The following is a 15,755-nucleotide window of genomic DNA, read 5'->3' as shown; positions in this document are numbered from 1 at the left end:
GAAAGGGTTGGATTCAGCGGTTATAACCAATATCTGAGGCTTCGAGCGCGGCAATCTGCGCACGCAAGGATTCCATCAATTTCGAAGGGATGCGCCGTAGATCGGCCTCGGTCGCGAGCACCGCCGACAGCGCCCGGGGAAGGAGGGTCCGTCCCACGTCGCCGTCGTTCTGGAATGTCTCGTCGAGCGTCCGCAATATCAACTCGACCGCGTCCAGCCGCCCCCACAGGTAATCGTTCTCTCGGTCGGGTGCGTGGGCGAACGCGCCGAAGTGGTGCAGGGCAACGCCTTTGAGTTTGCGCTGCCCGAGTGGTGTCAGCGCGGTCGCGCGCAAGGGACTGAATTGCACCACCGGAATAGGGGTGAATTGCGGGAGCTCCGACAGCGAGATCGTGGGGAACAACAGCCCGTCCCAGAGGCCGAATCCCAAGTAGCGACTGGCCAGGAGAATCCGGTCGCGCTTGTTCCACGGCGATGTCGTTCGTGCGAACGCCTCCCAGAGCGTCTGCCCGTCGCTTCCGATGAGCCCCCGGATCACGGCGCGATACTCCGTGAACAGCCGGTCGAAATTCTTCGTCGCGCGGCTCGCGAAATCCTCCGGCGTCCCGAACCGCACCCCCTGGAAGTCCCCGGCCTGCAGGTGAACCGGGTCCAGGAAGTCGAGTACCTGCTGTTCGGACAGCGCCTGGATCGCCGTGCGCGGCGCCTGGGATATCGTCTCGAGCTGCGCCCAGGCCTGGCGTTTGAGGTTGTTGACGTCCGCGCGTGGCGGCCCGTCCCCGACGGTGTAGAGCCGATTGAGTCCGGCCACGATGAACAGCATCCGGCGCTGCCGGTAGGGGGCGTCCATGTCTTTCAGCAGCGGCGAGAGTTCGCTGGAATCCGATGCGGTCCAGCAGGGTTGGCTGCGCAGCCAGGAAGCGATAGCGCACCGGATGAAGACCGCGGTCCCCGATTCGCCGGGCAAGGCGAAATGCGCCACGATCGCATCGGCCAGGCACCGGGCGGCCGCGTCGGCCTTGAGCCGCTGATAGGTGTTCCAGGTCGACCCGAGTGCCGTCACCGCATCCGCGTACAGGCGGTCCGACAGCTTTTGGAAGTCTGCCTGATCCAGGAGGAAGTCCAGCGGCGGCATGGACTCGATCGCCGCGCACAAGCCCTGCGAGCCGGGCTGCGGCGCGGATCGCTGGATGCCGGGGAGCGTGGCGAGAGCACTGGCGACGTGGTCGAGGACCTCGGCCTCCTGCTGCATGGAGATGGCGCCCACTTCGGCGATCTTCTCGTTCAGGTCGCGCAACCGGAGGAGGTCCGGGATCAATGACCGACTACCGCGGATGCCGATGAGCACCTTGCGGACATCGGCTGCCCACCGGCGCTTCGAGGATTTGCCCGCGTTGGTGTCGGCGGCCGCGGCCGAGAGGCCGCACGCGGGATCCGGTTCGATATAGACGAGCCGGCGATACACCTGGGTCGCCGCCCGTCTGCGTCCGATCGCCTCGATGACCAGGTCGAAGGGCGCGTTGTCCAGCACGCCGCCATCGACGAACCAGGCGGTGCCCGCGTCCCGCCCGATCTCCTGATAGCTGTACCGGAATCGATCGGCATCGACCCGCGTATCGCGCGGGAACCCGGCCTCGGCCGGGAAGGTTGTGGGATTGACCGGTTCGAAAGCACCGGGGAACGCGGAGGTCGCCCGCGCGGCGAAGGACAGTGTCGGGGTGGCGTGCGGACCGAAGGCCGCCGGATCGTCGTCGTCGCGCAGGAACTGGAGTACCTGCGCGTGCTGCCGGTCACGCTGCCCGACCCCGCCGCCGCTCGACGCGACCGCCACATCGAAACCGTTCAGATCCGTCGTGGTCACGAACAGCGACAGCTCACCCTCCCGCGGAATCAACGTCGCGGGCACGGGACCCGCCGTGGTCGCGGACCAGGGGACCGTTCCTCGATCGTCCATGCTCGACAGGGCGCCGTACAGCAGGCGCGACATGAGATCACCCCGGAGGACGGAGCGCCCGGTCCAGAACGTCCCGAGCTTGACCGCGAAGGCCAGCGCGAAGCGCAGCGGCAGCGTGCCGATCCGCCGGCCCCGCAGCAGCAGGTGGAGATCGGCTTGGTCGATCCACAACTGCTTCAGCTGTCCCTGATCTGCATTCTGGGCGATCGCCTTGGCCAGCACGACACCGTTGATGCCCCCGGCGGAGGTGCCCGCGATGATGTCGATGCCGACCGACAGCGGCCGCCCTCGCGCATTCATCCGCGAAAGGGCGTCGAAATAGACGCTTTCCGTATCGACCGGCTTGCCGTCGGCGTCGACGAAGGGATTCACGTTCTCCGCCTCGGTGCCGAACCGATCATCGAAAGCGCGGGAGGCGCGGACGAGTTTGTGTAATTCCTTAGTTATGCCATGCATATAAATGGCGAGAGATACGCCCCCATAGCAGACGAGCGCGATTCGCAGTTCGGCGTTCTGAGACATCGGGCCCCCTTGGAGAGACACCACACGGCGATTCCATCAGCCTAAGCCCCCACGACCGCCGCGACCTGCGTATTGAGCTACTCGATAGCTGGCGGAACACCCCTTGACCCGGTTACCCGCCTTCCGGGAACATGCAGTCATCCTGTTTGTATCTCAGAAGGATTCTTCTCATGTCTGATACCAAGGATCTCTTCGAGCGCTATCACGCCTGCTGGGCCGCGCACGACCCCGACCGCATCGCCGAATTGCACACGCCCGACGCCATTTTCCACTTGCACTCCGGTCGCGAACCCGCACGCGGGCGCGACGCGATCCGCGCCGCCGCCGCCGAGAACTTCGCTCTCGTCCCGGACCTGACCTTCACGATGGTGAATCTGCGTGTGGGCGAGGACTTCTGGGTCGTCCAATGGGTCCTGACCGGTACCTCCATCACCGGCGCCGCCGTGCACGTCGACATCGCGGACCTGGTGCTGGTCGACGGCGGACTGGTGCGCGAGAAGCACACCTACGTCGACGGCGTGGCGATGCAGGCCGCACTGTCCGTGCCCGCCGAGATCGCCTGACCGGAGGTATCGCGCCCTAGAGACCCAGCTTGGTTACGGCATTGTCCTCCAGGGGGTTCGCCGTCCGAATGTAGCCGTGCACCGTACGCGGATTGGACCAGCGGCCCTGGCGCATGATCTCGCGGTCGCTGGCGCCGCCCAGGGCGGCCTGGGTGGCGAAGCCGGCGCGCAGCGAGTGGCCGGAGAAGAGCACGGGATCGAGACCGGCGCGGGCCGCGTAGCGCTTGACCAGTTCTGCGACCGCCCGGCCGGACATGGCGGTTGCCGCGAGCCCGCCGTGGCGTGAGATCGACGGAAACAGTGGAAGATCCGGGTCGGTGAGCGTGGTGCCGGTGAAGCCGTGGCAGCGGTGCAGACGCGGGTCGGGGGCGGGGCCGGCGTCGATCCAGGTGCGGAGGTCGCCGTCGGCGTGCGCTTCGCGCAGCCGGGTCCAGTCGGCATAGGCGCATACCGGGCAGGTGTGCGGGCGTTGACCGCGGGGGAGGGCCACCCGCTGCTCGTTCACGCCGGTGGCGTCGGTCTTGGTGGCGGGCAATTGAATCAGCAGCAGCGGCTCGCCGGTGGTGTGGTCGGTGGCCACACTGACATCGGTGACCCGCAGGGCGGCGATCTCGCTGCGTCGCAGCGCTCCCGCGAAGCCGACCAGCAGCAGCAGTGTGTCGCGGCGGCGCGCTGGTTCGGTGGGCCACCCGGCGGGCGGAAGTTCGCCCAGCAGTTGGTCGAGCGTATGCAGCAGGACCGGCCGTTTGCGTTTCGGGCGGCTGCGGCGGGTGCGGCGCATACCGCGCAGGGTCAGCCGCACCACGTCCGAGCGGGTCGGCGAGGGCAGCCCATTGGCAGCGTGGACCGCGGCGATCGCGGCGGCCTTGCGTTCCAAAGTGGCCGCGCTGAACGCCCATTCGCCGTTCTCCCGACGCGCGTCGGCTGCGGCGGCCAGATAGACCGCGACGTCCAGGGCGTCCGCCGGCAGCGCCTGCCGAGATTCGGCCGAGCACCACGCCGCCCACGCGATCCAATCGGTCCGGTAGGCGCGCAGCGTGTTCGCCGACTGCGACGCTTCGAGATAGCGGCGCAACGATTCCGCCTGGACCTCGTCGAACCGGTCTCGCACCAGCCGCAAGGCCGCCGCGTCGACCAGCACGCTGCGCACCCCGCGCCGCAGTTCGCCGCGCACCTCGTCGGGTACCGCGATCACCGCGGACTGATCCCCGGGCGGGCGTTCGCTGATCTCGGTCGGTTCCGGCATGTCTCGACCCTAGATCGAGCGGGCGTTCCCGTTGCGGCAGACCCCGTTTCGCGTGTCCGGCACCGGGTCAGGGCTGTAGCCGCCAGGCCGCGTCAGGTTTGGGGAGCGGCCAGCTCCAGCCGTGCCGGGCGCGCAGTTCGAGCAGTTGCTGCCGTCGTCCACAGGATTGCTCGGTGCCGCCGTCGCCTTGGACGCAATTGCGGTGTGTCCAGAGCATGGCTTCGACCGTGCCGGACAAGCGCATGGCGTCATGCTCTGGCATCCGATGATGCTTGAGCACAGACGGCGTGTCCGACATGGCCCAATCATCCCTCAAAGGTGGCGGGCTGTCGTGCGGTCTGCGCGTCTTCGCAGCGCCGGAAGGGCATCCGCTGTCCATGGAGGTGTTGATCGCCGTTCGCGACGCGACCCTGTTCGAGCGCCTGACCGGCGGCGCCGTGGGTCATGGCGCATCCTTCGAGGCTCGTGCCAATTCGACTGTCGCCGCACGCAATTCGGCGATGGTGTCGATGGCCTCGAGGTAGCCGATCCGCGTCACGGCGATGCCGCGGGGGGTGGTGACCCGCAGATCCAGTCCGAACCGGTCGGCACGTTCGCAGACCGCGGCCGTCGCATCCGGGTACCCGCCGCGCGCGTGCGCCATGTCGAGCAAGGCATCAGCATGATCATCGTTGAGATGCGCGATCGCCCGCCCCGCGGCGGGAATGATCGGATCGGCCTGAGCCGCCGCGTATTCCTCGCCCGTCGCCGAGTCCATCCGGCCGTAGCCACCAACCCACCGGGCCCGCTGCACGCGCAGCACCCACACCGTGAAATCGCTGAAGTCGATGTAGGTCTTGGCGGCCGGGACCGCCGCCAGGTGCGCCTCACGAGCGGCGACCGCCTCCGCGCCCTCGGGCCGCTCGGCGACACCGGCCAGCGTCAATCGCGTTCCGGCCAGCGGATCCTCGGGCAGATCCGGGGTGACGATCGAGACGCTGGCCCGTGGATCGCCGGCCAGATTGCGGCCGTGCTCGGCCATGCGGGACACGCACAGCACCGGCTGACCCGCGAGTAGCCCGTACGTGACGAAACTGGCCCAGGGTCCGCCGTCGGCGGACAGCGTCGCCAAGGTCGCCGTATTCGTCGCCGCGGCAACCGTTCTGGCCTCATCGGCCGCGGACGGCCGCGTGGTGTTCACGATCGGGGTCAGCGGCGGCGGAGTCGAGGGAGCGTCGCCGGGGTCACCGTGGTCGAGAGCCATGCGTCACAGGCTACCCGCGCCACCGAACACGACTGATCAGTCCGGAAGGATCGGCACCGACAGCCCTTCACCCTTGCGCAGCAGCGCCGCGCGGGTGACCGTGCCCGCACCGAATCGATCCCGCAGCGCGTCCAGCGTCGAATCCAGGGTCGATTCCGCGCGCGCCTCGAACGGCAGCGACAACTGCATACTGTCGGCCCGATCGAGATTGGTCAGGGTCAGGCCGATGAGCGTGAGCCCACCGCGCTCCTTGATCAGGGGCAACGCCGTCTCCAGCAGCGTGCGCGCCGCACGCAGGATCACCGTGCCACTGTCGGTGGCCTCCGCAAGGGTGTGCGAGCGGGTGGCGCGGGTGAAGTCGTCGAAGCGCATGCGCAACACCACCGTTCGGCACACCCGTCCCGCTCTGCGCAGCCGGTGCCCGAGCCGATCGGCCAGTCCGTGCAGATACGCTTCGAGCTCCTCGTCGCTGCGGTACCGCCGCCCCATGGCCCGTTGCGCGCCGATCGACCGACGCCTCCGACCGGTGTCCACGCGCCGGGGATCACGCGCCCACGACAAAGCGTGCAGGTGCCGGCCGACACCCGGGCCCAGTACCGCGGCCAGCGGTCCCTCACCCATGTCGGCGAGCTGGCCGACCTTGGTGATCCCGCGCTCGTGCAGTTCGCGGGCCGTCACGGCGCCCACGCCCCACAGTCGTTCCACCGGCAGCGGATGCAGGAACTCCAGCTCCTTGTCCGGCGGAACCTCCAGCAGCCCATCCGGTTTGGACACCGCGCTGGCCACCTTGGCGAGGAACTTGGTCCGAGCCACCCCCACCGAGATCGGCAGCCCGACCTCGGCCCGCACCCGCTCCCGTAGTCCGCGCGCGATATCCACCGGGCTTCCCGCGATCCGCCACAGGCCCGCCACATCGAGGAACGCCTCATCGATGGAGATGCCCTCGACCTCCGGGGTGGTGTCCCTGAAGATCTCGAACACCGCCTTGCTGGCCTCCGAATACGCCGACATCCGCGGCGGCACCACGATCGCGTTCGGGCAAAGGCTCACCGCCTGACGCAGATTCATCGGCGTCCGCACTCCGAACGCTTTCGCCTCATAGCTGGCGGCCAGCACCACCCCGCCACCCACCAGGACGGGTCGGCCGCGCAGTCGCGGATTGTCCCGCTGCTCCACCGATGCGTAGAACGAGTCCAGGTCGGCGTGCAGGATCGCCGCCCCCTCGGGGCGCTCCTGCCTGCTCGACATCGATCCGGACACGAACATATGTTCGCATACCCATCGGTCTGATGTGTGCGGGGCGGCCGAATCAGTGCGGTGGCGCGGTCAGGTCGTAGACGGCCATGTCGCCGAAGTGGTGGGTGGCGGTGTAGTGAGCGGTCACCCAGGCGAGGATTTCCGTGTTGCCGGCCGGGCGCCAGATGCCTTGGGGTGCATTCGGTTGCATGGTGCTGGAGGGGTCCGCCGGCTTGGGGTCCACGCGCCAGGAGTCGGGGAGCTTGACCTCGGGGATCAGGTAGTAGGTGATGTCGTGGTCACGGACCATCTGCTGGAACCGTGGGAGGGTGGGAACCGGATCCTCCGAGGTGAAGCCGCCGATCGCGAGGACGGGTGTGCGGCTGGCCAATTCGAGGCCCGCCGCCGGGGAGGAACGGTCGATGGCGGCCGACCACTTCGTGTTCGTCTGCTGCAGCAAGGCCACCAGCCGGGTATCCGCTTGCCCGCCCATCAGGGTCGAGAGCTGGCGGCGGAACTGGTCGGCCGGACCGGACTGCTTCGGACGGGCCGGGCCCACGGTGGGACTGCCACCGGTGTGGGCCTGCGGCAGTGTGGCGGCGGCGTAGGCGGTGGAACCGGCCAGGGACGCGAGGACTCCGGCGATGAGTAGGGCGGTCGTCGCGCGAGTACGTCGCCGGTCCCAGCGGGCCGCGGGCGGAAGCGACAGGACCAGCAGGGCCAGGGCGACGATCACCGAGGCCGCGAGGACGGTCCAGCGCAGCCACGGCTGCCAGTCGGAATTGCGTTGCAGCAGGACGAAACTCCAGATGCCCGCGGACAGGATCAACGCGGCGGCCCCGACCCGCCCGAACCCTTCGGTGCGGCGACGCCACACCTCGTACGCGCCGATCGCGATACAGCCCGCGATGGCGGGTGCGACGGCCAGCGTGTAGTAGGCGTGCATTCCCGCCTTCATGCCGGAGAACAGCGCGCTGTCGATCACCAGCCATAGGCCGAACACCAGCGCGGAACCACGGACCAGGTCGGTGCGCGGGCGCCGGCCTCGCGACCACAGCACCAGGGCGAACGCGACCAACGCCGCGGGCAGCAGCCAGGAGATCTCGAAGCCGATCTCACCGGTGAACATGCGGTCCGGGCCGGAACCGAAACCGCCGCCGAAGCCACCCTGCTTCAGCGCCTCCGGAATCTGATAGCCCTCGGGCAGTTCGAAGGGGTTCTTGTTGTTGCCGCCCATGTGGTTCTTGCCGAGGTAGCGGGCGAAGCCGTTGTAGCCCAGCACCAGATCCATGAACGTGTTGTCCTTGGACCCGGCCAGATACGGACGAGAATCCGCGGGCCACACGATGGTGAGCAGCACGAACCATCCCGACGACACGATCAGCGCGCCCAGCGCGGCGAGCGAGTGCAGCACGCGGGCGCGGATGGTCGCCGGGGCGACGATCACGTACGTCAGCCCCAGCGCGGGCAGCACCATCAGCCCTTCGAGCATCTTGGCCAGGAACGCGAATCCCAATGCGACACCGGCCAGCACGATCCAGCGCAGACCCGCCCGCGGCAGCGCGCGCACCGTGCAGTACGCGGCGGCGGTCATGAGCAGGACCATGACCGCGTCGGGGTTGTTGAAACGGAACATCAACGCCACCACGGGCGTCACCGCGAGCGCGACGCCGGCCAGCAGCCCCGCGCCGCGGTTGCCGGTCGCGCGAACCACGGCCGAGTACATCAGCGCCACCGCGCCGACCGCCATGATTGCTTGCGGTGCAAGCATGCTCGCGCTGCTGAATCCGAACACCTGCCCGGACAGGCCCATCACCCACTGCGAGACCGGCGGCTTGTCGACCGTGATGAAGTTGCCCGGATCCAGCGACCCGAACAGCAGCGCCTTCCAATCCCGCGATCCGGACCAGACGGCTGCCGCGTAGAAGCTGTTGCCCATCGCGTTGACGCCGATGTTCCACAGGTAGGCGGCCGCGGTGCCGAGGAGCAGCACCGCCGGCGCGATCCGTTCCCAGCGTCGGGCGGGGGCGAGGCCGTCCGGTTGCGCGGTCGGCGGGGTGGTCGGTTCGGACGGGGCCAGCTCGGCGGTGGTCACGCTCACCGCGGGAGTGTGTCCGGCCAGCCGGTGAACACCCTGGCTCCGAGCTGGGAGCTTCCTGGGAACCAAGATCTCCCTATGCTGGTCGCATGACCCCTCCGATGACGGCGCTGGTGCGGATCGACCCCGACCTCGACGCCGTGACCACGATCGGTCCCGAATCCGACCCCGTCGACGCCGGCCTCCCGGGCGGCGACATCGACGCGATCTGGCGGTCCGTGCAGGACTGGTATCGGATGGGCACCACGCCCGCCATCCAGGTGTGCCTGCGCCACCGCGGGCACATCGTCCTGAACCGGGCCATCGGCTACGGCTGGGGCAACGCGCCGAAGGACGCACCGGATGCCGACAAGCGGCTGGTGACGCCCGACTCGCCGTTCTGCGGCTTCTCCACGGCCAAAGGCGTAGCCGCCGCCGTGATGTTCATGCTCATCGAACAAGGCGCGTTCGCCTTGGACGACCGGGTGTGCGATTACGTGCCCGAGTTCAGCAGCCACGGCAAGGATCGCATCACCATCGGCGACGTCATGTCGCACTCCGCGGGGGTCCCGTTCATCACCCCGCCCTACCGGGGCTCCGAACTCGTCCTCGACGAAGAACTCGCCGTGCGCGGCCTCGCCGATCTCGTGCCGAGCTGGCGGCCCAACCGCTTCCGCGTCTACCACGCCATGACCGGCGGCCTGATCCAGCGACTCCTGGTCCAGCGCGCCACCGGGCGGGCCATGCGCGACCACCTGCGCGAGCAGGTCCTCGAACCGCTCGGCTTCCGCTGGAACAACTTCGGTGTCCGGCCCGAGGACGTCGACAGCGTGGTCCCCAGCGTGCGGGTCGGCCCCGGCCCGTCCAAGGTGTGGCGGCACCTCGCCGGGCGCGCGCTCGGCGGCGGCCTGTCCGGCCCGACCGACGAATCCGCCGCCCGCGCCTTCCTGACCGCGGAACTCCCCTCCGGCAACCTCGTCACCACCGCCACCGAGCTGTCGCGCTTCTACGAAATCCTGGCCCGCGGCGGCGAACTCGACGGTGTCCGGATCATGCGGCCCGACACCCTGGCCGCGGCGACTCGTCCGGCCCGCCGGCTGCCGGGCGTCGCCGGCCGGGTATCGGTGGCGGGCTACGAATTGGGTGCGCGCCGTTCCAAATTCGGCCCCGACACCGGCTCCCATTTCGGCCGCAGCGGACTCACCACCCAGTACGGCTGGGCCGACCCCGCGCGCAGTCTCGCGGGCGCGATCCTGACCAGCGGCAAGGCCCAAGCCGACATGGACCGGCCGTCGCGGTTGGTCGCGCAAATCTCGACGGCAATCCGCCCCGAGAGCTGACTCAGGTCGTGTCGTGGTGGGTCAACCCGGTCAGCGCGCGGACGGTGGTGTGGCTCAACGAAACCCAGCGACCTCGGCGGCGAGACCTTCTCTACGCGAGCGAGATCTACGTCCCACATGGGTTCACCGGGGACGCATTACACACCATCCATCGCGCGGCCGCACACGATGAACGGGAGCGAACCATCGAAATCAGGAAGTACCAGCCTACGGACAAGCAGGCGTGTTTGAAGATCATGGCGAGCAACACCCCTGAATTCTTTGCACGGCACGAAGTTTCGGAGTTCGAGGAGTATCTCGACAATCTGAGCGACCCATACTTCGTCGTCGAGGATCAGGGCGCCATCGTCGCATGCGGCGGGTGGCGCCTGCGCCCAGACGGCACGGCCGCGCTGTGCTGGGGCATGGTGCGACGCGCGGATCACCACGGGGGCATCGGCACCCTACTCACCCGGGAGCGCCTCCGCCTGATTCGCGAGCAGGGCAGGGCGTCCCGGGTCGTCCTCGTAACGAGCCAGCACTCGCAGCCGTTCTTCGAGCGCTTCGGTTTCGTGGCCATCGCGTCCGTCCGTGACGGCTTCGCGCCCGGACTCGATTCGGTCGAGATGTGCTTGGCTATCGCGACCGGCGACGCCCACGGAGATCGGTGAGGACGTCGTTCGAGCCGACCACTTCTCACCCGGTCGGCTTCGCGCGCATGTGCATGCGCTGCCCTCGGGGACCGAAGAGGCCTCGACCGGTCCCCGGCCGGTGCTGCCAAACCAATGCGGCACCCGGGTGTCGAATTCTGCGGCCTCACCGTGACCGAGCACGATGTCACAGCACGTACAACCACTAATCAGGCTCTGGCGACCACCCGGTGGCCCGGAATCGGCCAGGCCACCGGGAGTCTCGGTATCGACTATTCGATCGGTTCCTGCTCGACCAGATAGACGGGGGTGTCTGCCTTGCGCCCCAACACCACATCGAGAGCCTCGAAGAACCGTTCGGGGTCGATAACGGCCTCGGGCGGGTGGACGCCCGGTCGGCGGGCCGAGCCATCGATGACCTGAGACATGCCGATTGCCAGCGGGATTCCGGTTGCCCGCGCCATGTCACCGAGCAAGGCGCGGGCCGGGTCCTCCGGTGAGCCGGACAGGTTCAGGTGCGCCAATACCATGTGCGGGCGCCCCCGCTTGATGCCCGATACCGCTGCGAAGAACGGCGGGAGATTCTCGGGTCCCTTGGCGCGCAGCGCGGTCGGCGCCGACCGGATGATGCGCAGCAAATTCGGATCGGCGAGGGCGGCCACGGCGTCTTCATTGGTGAGTTTGCCCCTGTCGATATCGCGTCGGAGGGTATCGAGGTAGGCCATAGTCCACGTACTCATCACCATCAGGTTGATCGCATCGCCGGTGGGTTTCAGGGTGCGTTGCAGGGTGATCGGCTCCGGATGGCCGATGGAATACGCGGTTCCACAGCGTCCACCGGGAAGTTTCAACGACACCGGGCGAAGGGGGCGTTGCTCGCTGAGCTGACCGGCGGTCACACCCTTGATCGTGCCGCTGCTCTGCTGCATCCAGTGCACCGCCGCGGCCGAGGGGCGACCGTCGGGCCCTAGCAGTTGCGCGTCGTCTCGGGTCGTGTCGCCCGAGTCGTCGACGTCGACCGGCCACGCTGTGTAGGCATCGCGTATCGAGTCGAGTTCCGCGGCAGCGATTGCCGCCAGCAAATTGCTGATGCCAGGGCTGGCACCCATGCCGATGATCGCGCACACCTCCCGGGCACGAGCCGCCGCGTCGAGCTCGAGCATCTGCAGCGTGGGTTCCCAGTCGTCGCAGATATCGAGGTAGTGCGTCTGTGTGTCGATCGCCGCTTGCAATACCGCCAGCCCGAAGCGGTAGTAGGGCCCGACTGTGTTGAGCACTATGTCTGCCGGCGCGAGCGCAGCTCGCAACTGTGCTTCGTCGGTGACGTCCACCTGGATCGCCCGCACGGCCACGGGCGCCTCTGCCAAGAGACGCGTCAATCGTTCGGCTGCGCCCAGATCTCTATCTGCGACAACGATTTCCGTCACCCCTGGGACATTGACCGCTGTTTGCGCGGCCACGGTGCCCATAGCACCCGACCCTCCCAGTGCAAGAACCTTCATCGGGTGCTCCTAACTTCCAAGATCGTGGGTTGCCGGGTTCACGCGCACGGTGCCGTGCACCACTTTGCGCGTGGTCGGCAGAGCGCCGTGCCCGCGCCGTCCGGGCGTGGGACTCGTGAGAGAGGGCGTTGGAACTTGCCTCCACACCGTTGCCCCCCAATCCCATACGACAACCCCGGCCGTGATAAGTCGCTGAAGTGACCATGCTCGGTGCTGCTCGGTGCTGCTCGGTGCTGCTCGGTGCTGCTCGGCTGCGCGACGTGCGGGCGGTGCTCCGCGGCCGCGACTGCTGGCGCCAGGACCGTTCCGGTTGTGATCGCCGCTGCCAGGAGCAGGAGGGCTGAACTGCGGGTCAGAAGCTTCACCATCACTCTTTCGTTCATATGTCATACGATCGTATCAAGAACGATAGTTGAACTTATGATCTATTGGAGGGCGAGATATGTGCGAGTCCGCAGCCGGGGGCACCGCGCCGGGCATGCGATCGACATCGACTCGACAACCGGGCCTCAACGGCAGCGGCCGCCGCCACAGAGCTGGCACAGTTCGGCAGCAGGGATGTGATTTCCTCCGCAAGCGAGATCTCGAACAGACGGCGACCGACGTCATCGTCATCGGATCGGGTGCGACGGGGGCCACCATCGCTTATGTCCTGGCGCACAACGGCATCCGCGTAATCTGTATCGATCTCGATGTGCGCGGTGCTGGAGTGACCGATAGCGCGTTCGGGTGGATCCGCCCAACTCACACCAGTATCGGCTCGGAACTGCATCGCGACGCGATCGCTGACTTCCGCGCTCTGGAAGCGGATCTCGGAGGTGCGCTATCGATCTCATGGGCCGGGTCGCTGACCTGGTTTCGGGCACCGGAACACACCGAATCGTATGTGAGGAGGCAACAGGGGCTGGCCTTGCCGACCGAAGCCGTTGATGCCGACGGCTTCCGACGTCTGGAACCCTCCTTGCGTCGCCGACCGGAAATTGCGGCGTACGCACCGCAGGAAGGTGCGGTCGCGCCAGGGCGAATGCGACGAACCCTTCTCGCCGCCGCCCGAGACCATGGGGTCCGGGTCGTGGAGGCGCCCGTCTCCGAGATTGCGGTCGGGATCGACGGTGGGGCACAGGTCTTCTCCGATGCCGGCGTCTTCAACGCGCGATACGTGGTGTTGGCGAACGAGCTTGGTGCCCCACGTCTGGCAGCACAGGTGGGCACTGTGCTCGAAGTCGAGTCCGCACCGGCGATCCGATACACCTTCCGGGCCGCCGCGCCACTGTCACGGCGAGTCCTGTCAGGCCCGGACTACGAGATCAGGCCCTGGCATCGAGGAACGTATCTGGGTGCGGCGGACTACGTAACATCCGAAGGACCGCATCGCCCCGTAACTCGCGTGCACCGCGCACTCGACGTGATCCGCCGCGATTTCGGCCTGCGAAATCCCCTGCAACTGATGGACTTTCGCGTCAGCTTCAAACCGATGCCTACGGCCGGGCGGCCCTACCTGGGCGCCCTCCTCAGCGCACCTCAGGTGCTCGTCGCCTGCATGGATGCTGGAATCACCTTGGCACCTGCCGCTGCCCGCCGGGTACTCCATCACATTACCGGCGCCGCCGAGCTCGCTGCGATCTGAATCACGAGGTTGTCGATGGAGTACAACGGCACTGTGCGCTCATACCTGCGCGGACTACATCAACTGCGCCCCGCTCGGCGTCTCGTCCTCGTCGAGTCCGCCGTCGGGTTGCTTGTGGGGGTGGCGACACTGCCGCAGTCCTACCCGTCGGACGGGGAGTCGGCGATGTGGGCACAACTGCTCGGCCTGTCATTCCTGCTGGCCAACCTCGGCGCGAACCTGCGTGTGTGGCATCGGGTCGTCGCCACCGGTGTGAGGTTGCGCTATCACCGGGCGGCACTCTCCGGCGGACAGCAGCTGCGCCAGTTCATCCTGGACGAGCGACGGCTCCGGATAGCGACCATCGTGTACGTGGCCGCGATCTGCCTCCTGGTACCGCTACCCCCGTCGTGGCGATGGCTCTGGTTCACCCTCACCTTGCTGACCACAGTGCTGACCGCGGCGTCGCTGTGGCGAATGTGGCGCGCCGAGGTGTGTGGCACCAACGGCGGGGACTGAAACTACGACGTGTAAGCGCGGTCGGAGGCCCCGCTGATGACATTCGAGTACCAGCGGAACAATCGAACAGGTTGCGCGGGATCGGATTTGAGCACTTGTGCCCAGCAGGCCGCCACCGACGCGCGCGCAGCTGCGCCGATCCACGGCTGAGGAAGCAACTGAGGTGGCAGCAGCGGATCAGGCTCCATAGCGTTCGTGAATTCCGCGGCCAGGGCGACGGCGATCGTCAGATGTCGAACGCCCGAGGAGCCTCGCAGTTCCTGCAGGTATTGTTCGGCGGCCACGAGCAGCCGCCGATGACCGTCTGCGATGCGGTCGAGCGGCCACAGTCAGTGGCCCGTCGACATCGGAAACAAGAGCGGTCGGCCGGGTCTAGGCCTTGGCCGCCAGGGCCACGCGGGCGTCGGCGAACCATTCCTGGGTGCCGACCAAGCCGGCGGCGATGTCCTTGCGGGCGCCGTTGAAGCCGTAGAGGTTGCCGGCGTAGCGGGTGAGTACGGAGCCCTCGTGCTCTTCGAGTTCCTCGAGGACGGCGGCGTCCCCGAGAAGGTAGGCGACGTCGGCGAGTTCGGTGGGGGACCACGCCTCTCGGTAGTCGTCCCAACCGTGCTGCTTGACGGCGAGGGCACGTTCGACCAGGGTCGCCTTCAAAGCCGCGCGGTCCGCGTCGGTTGGCTGCCGCGATGTGAGGTGGTCCCAGTTGATCCGTTCTGCGTCGGCCATTCGCCCATTGTCGCATCGTGGGGTGCGCGCTCCGCGCCACGGCGGTGGTCGCCGGTCGAGCCCGGCCGCGTCAGAGTGCGCCGGTGAGTCGGCGCCGGAACTCGGTGGCGGCGGTGAGCGCCAGGTCGACGGTTTCCGCCGGCGTGGTGGCGACGGCCCCGCCCTCGATGGGTTCACCGGCGGCGTCGAGGACTTGCCAGCCACCGATCATGACGACGGGCACACCACGGCCGTTCGCCAGCGCGTATTCGGACAGGGTGCCCCAGGAGCCGCCGACCACGATGACCGCGTCCGCGGACCCGACAAGGACGGCGTTTCGGGCCGCGCCCAGGTTGGTGTACAGAACCGCGGATACGCCCGCGCAGACGCCGGCCGGGTCGGTGTCGGGGCGCACCGCGATCACCAAACCGCCCGCAGCCGAGGCGCCTTCGGCGACCGCGGCCATCACGCCGGTGCCGCCGCCGCACAGCACGGTGGCACCGGCCTCGGCCAGCAGGCGGCCGATCTCGCGGGCATGGGTGGTGTCGGCGTCGGTGGCGTCGCGCGGTCCGCAGACCGCTACCTGGATAGGCGGTACGGCCATGGGTCGCTCCTG

Annotated in this window: 15 protein-coding genes and 2 pseudogenes; 5 read left to right on the top strand and 12 right to left on the bottom strand. The window is 68.0% G+C overall.

Annotated features, from left to right (window positions below):
- Positions 1-13: 13 nt before the first annotated feature.
- Positions 14-2,476, bottom strand: a complete 2,463-nt coding sequence (locus tag ABZ412_RS05485; RefSeq protein WP_357276672.1) for a patatin-like protein — start codon at positions 2,474-2,476, stop codon at positions 14-16.
- A gap of 170 nt (positions 2,477-2,646) precedes the next feature.
- On the opposite strand from ABZ412_RS05485, the gene ABZ412_RS05480 reads away from it, so the two are divergent.
- Positions 2,647-3,039, top strand: a complete 393-nt coding sequence (locus tag ABZ412_RS05480; protein ID WP_357276671.1) for a nuclear transport factor 2 family protein — start codon at positions 2,647-2,649, stop codon at positions 3,037-3,039.
- A 16-nt stretch (positions 3,040-3,055) separates the two neighbouring features.
- Here the strand turns inward: ABZ412_RS05480 and ABZ412_RS05475 are convergent, their stop codons facing one another.
- From ABZ412_RS05475 to ABZ412_RS05450, 6 genes are all read right to left on the bottom strand, one after another.
- A complete protein-coding gene (locus ABZ412_RS05475; protein WP_357276668.1) occupies positions 3,056-4,285 on the bottom strand; it encodes a site-specific integrase in 1,230 nt (409 codons plus the stop codon).
- 67 nt (positions 4,286-4,352) lie between these two features.
- Positions 4,353-4,547, bottom strand: a complete 195-nt coding sequence (locus tag ABZ412_RS05470) for a hypothetical protein (RefSeq protein ID WP_357276666.1) — start codon at positions 4,545-4,547, stop codon at positions 4,353-4,355.
- Between the two features lie 43 nt (positions 4,548-4,590).
- On the bottom strand, positions 4,591-4,731 hold the full coding sequence (locus tag ABZ412_RS05465; protein ID WP_357276664.1) for a hypothetical protein: 141 nt from the start codon (positions 4,729-4,731) through the stop codon (positions 4,591-4,593).
- Positions 4,728-5,528: a DUF2470 domain-containing protein gene (locus ABZ412_RS05460; RefSeq protein WP_357276662.1), complete on the bottom strand. Its 801-nt coding sequence runs from the start codon at positions 5,526-5,528 to the stop codon at positions 4,728-4,730. The genes ABZ412_RS05465 and ABZ412_RS05460 overlap by 4 nt, the downstream gene beginning before the upstream one ends.
- Positions 5,529-5,564: 36 nt before the next feature.
- The gene (gene dinB, locus ABZ412_RS05455) at positions 5,565-6,776 is read right to left on the bottom strand and encodes a DNA polymerase IV (protein ID WP_357276659.1); all 1,212 of its coding nucleotides are present in this window, start codon (positions 6,774-6,776) and stop codon (positions 5,565-5,567) included.
- Positions 6,777-6,837: 61 nt separating this feature from the next.
- Positions 6,838-8,865: a glycosyltransferase family 39 protein gene (locus ABZ412_RS05450; RefSeq protein WP_357276657.1), complete on the bottom strand. Its 2,028-nt coding sequence runs from the start codon at positions 8,863-8,865 to the stop codon at positions 6,838-6,840.
- An 86-nt stretch (positions 8,866-8,951) separates the two neighbouring features.
- On the opposite strand from ABZ412_RS05450, the gene ABZ412_RS05445 reads away from it, so the two are divergent.
- Both ABZ412_RS05445 and ABZ412_RS05440 read left to right on the top strand, forming a co-directional pair.
- Positions 8,952-10,181, top strand: a complete 1,230-nt coding sequence (locus ABZ412_RS05445; protein ID WP_357276654.1) for a serine hydrolase domain-containing protein — start codon at positions 8,952-8,954, stop codon at positions 10,179-10,181.
- An 8-nt stretch (positions 10,182-10,189) separates the two neighbouring features.
- Complete coding sequence (locus tag ABZ412_RS05440; RefSeq protein WP_357276652.1) at positions 10,190-10,831, top strand: GNAT family N-acetyltransferase; 642 nt, start codon at positions 10,190-10,192, stop codon at positions 10,829-10,831.
- Between the two features lie 25 nt (positions 10,832-10,856).
- Here ABZ412_RS05440 and ABZ412_RS05435 read toward each other — a convergent pair.
- Both ABZ412_RS05435 and ABZ412_RS05430 read right to left on the bottom strand, forming a co-directional pair.
- A pseudogene (locus tag ABZ412_RS05435) lies at positions 10,857-10,999 on the bottom strand (XRE family transcriptional regulator); the annotation flags it as partial.
- Positions 11,000-11,082: 83 nt separating this feature from the next.
- On the bottom strand, positions 11,083-12,312 hold the full coding sequence (locus ABZ412_RS05430; protein WP_357276650.1) for a saccharopine dehydrogenase NADP-binding domain-containing protein: 1,230 nt from the start codon (positions 12,310-12,312) through the stop codon (positions 11,083-11,085).
- A gap of 442 nt (positions 12,313-12,754) precedes the next feature.
- Between ABZ412_RS05430 and ABZ412_RS05425 the strand changes: the two genes are divergently transcribed.
- Together ABZ412_RS05425 and ABZ412_RS05420 are read left to right on the top strand one after the other, a co-directional pair.
- Positions 12,755-13,939 (top strand): FAD-binding oxidoreductase, encoded by a 1,185-nt coding sequence (locus ABZ412_RS05425; RefSeq protein ID WP_357276648.1) that lies wholly within the window; start codon positions 12,755-12,757, stop codon positions 13,937-13,939.
- Between the two features lie 15 nt (positions 13,940-13,954).
- Positions 13,955-14,437: a hypothetical protein gene (locus ABZ412_RS05420; RefSeq protein ID WP_357276646.1), complete on the top strand. Its 483-nt coding sequence runs from the start codon at positions 13,955-13,957 to the stop codon at positions 14,435-14,437.
- A gap of 2 nt (positions 14,438-14,439) precedes the next feature.
- Here ABZ412_RS05420 and ABZ412_RS05415 read toward each other — a convergent pair.
- The 3 genes and pseudogenes from ABZ412_RS05415 to ABZ412_RS05405 all read right to left on the bottom strand — a co-directional run.
- Positions 14,440-14,766 (bottom strand): annotated as a pseudogene (locus ABZ412_RS05415) (PaaX family transcriptional regulator C-terminal domain-containing protein); the annotation flags it as partial.
- A 43-nt stretch (positions 14,767-14,809) separates the two neighbouring features.
- Positions 14,810-15,160: a hypothetical protein gene (locus ABZ412_RS05410; RefSeq protein WP_357276644.1), complete on the bottom strand. Its 351-nt coding sequence runs from the start codon at positions 15,158-15,160 to the stop codon at positions 14,810-14,812.
- Positions 15,161-15,230: 70 nt separating this feature from the next.
- A complete protein-coding gene (locus tag ABZ412_RS05405; RefSeq protein ID WP_357276642.1) occupies positions 15,231-15,743 on the bottom strand; it encodes a dethiobiotin synthetase in 513 nt (170 codons plus the stop codon).
- Positions 15,744-15,755: the final 12 nt, after the last annotated feature.

The organism is Nocardia sp. NPDC005746, from assembly GCF_040630785.1.
Classification (GTDB): Bacteria; Actinomycetota; Actinomycetes; order Mycobacteriales; family Mycobacteriaceae; genus Nocardia.
The sequence above is the reverse complement of the archived record's forward strand: the minus strand, read 5'-3'. Positions and strand labels throughout refer to the sequence as shown.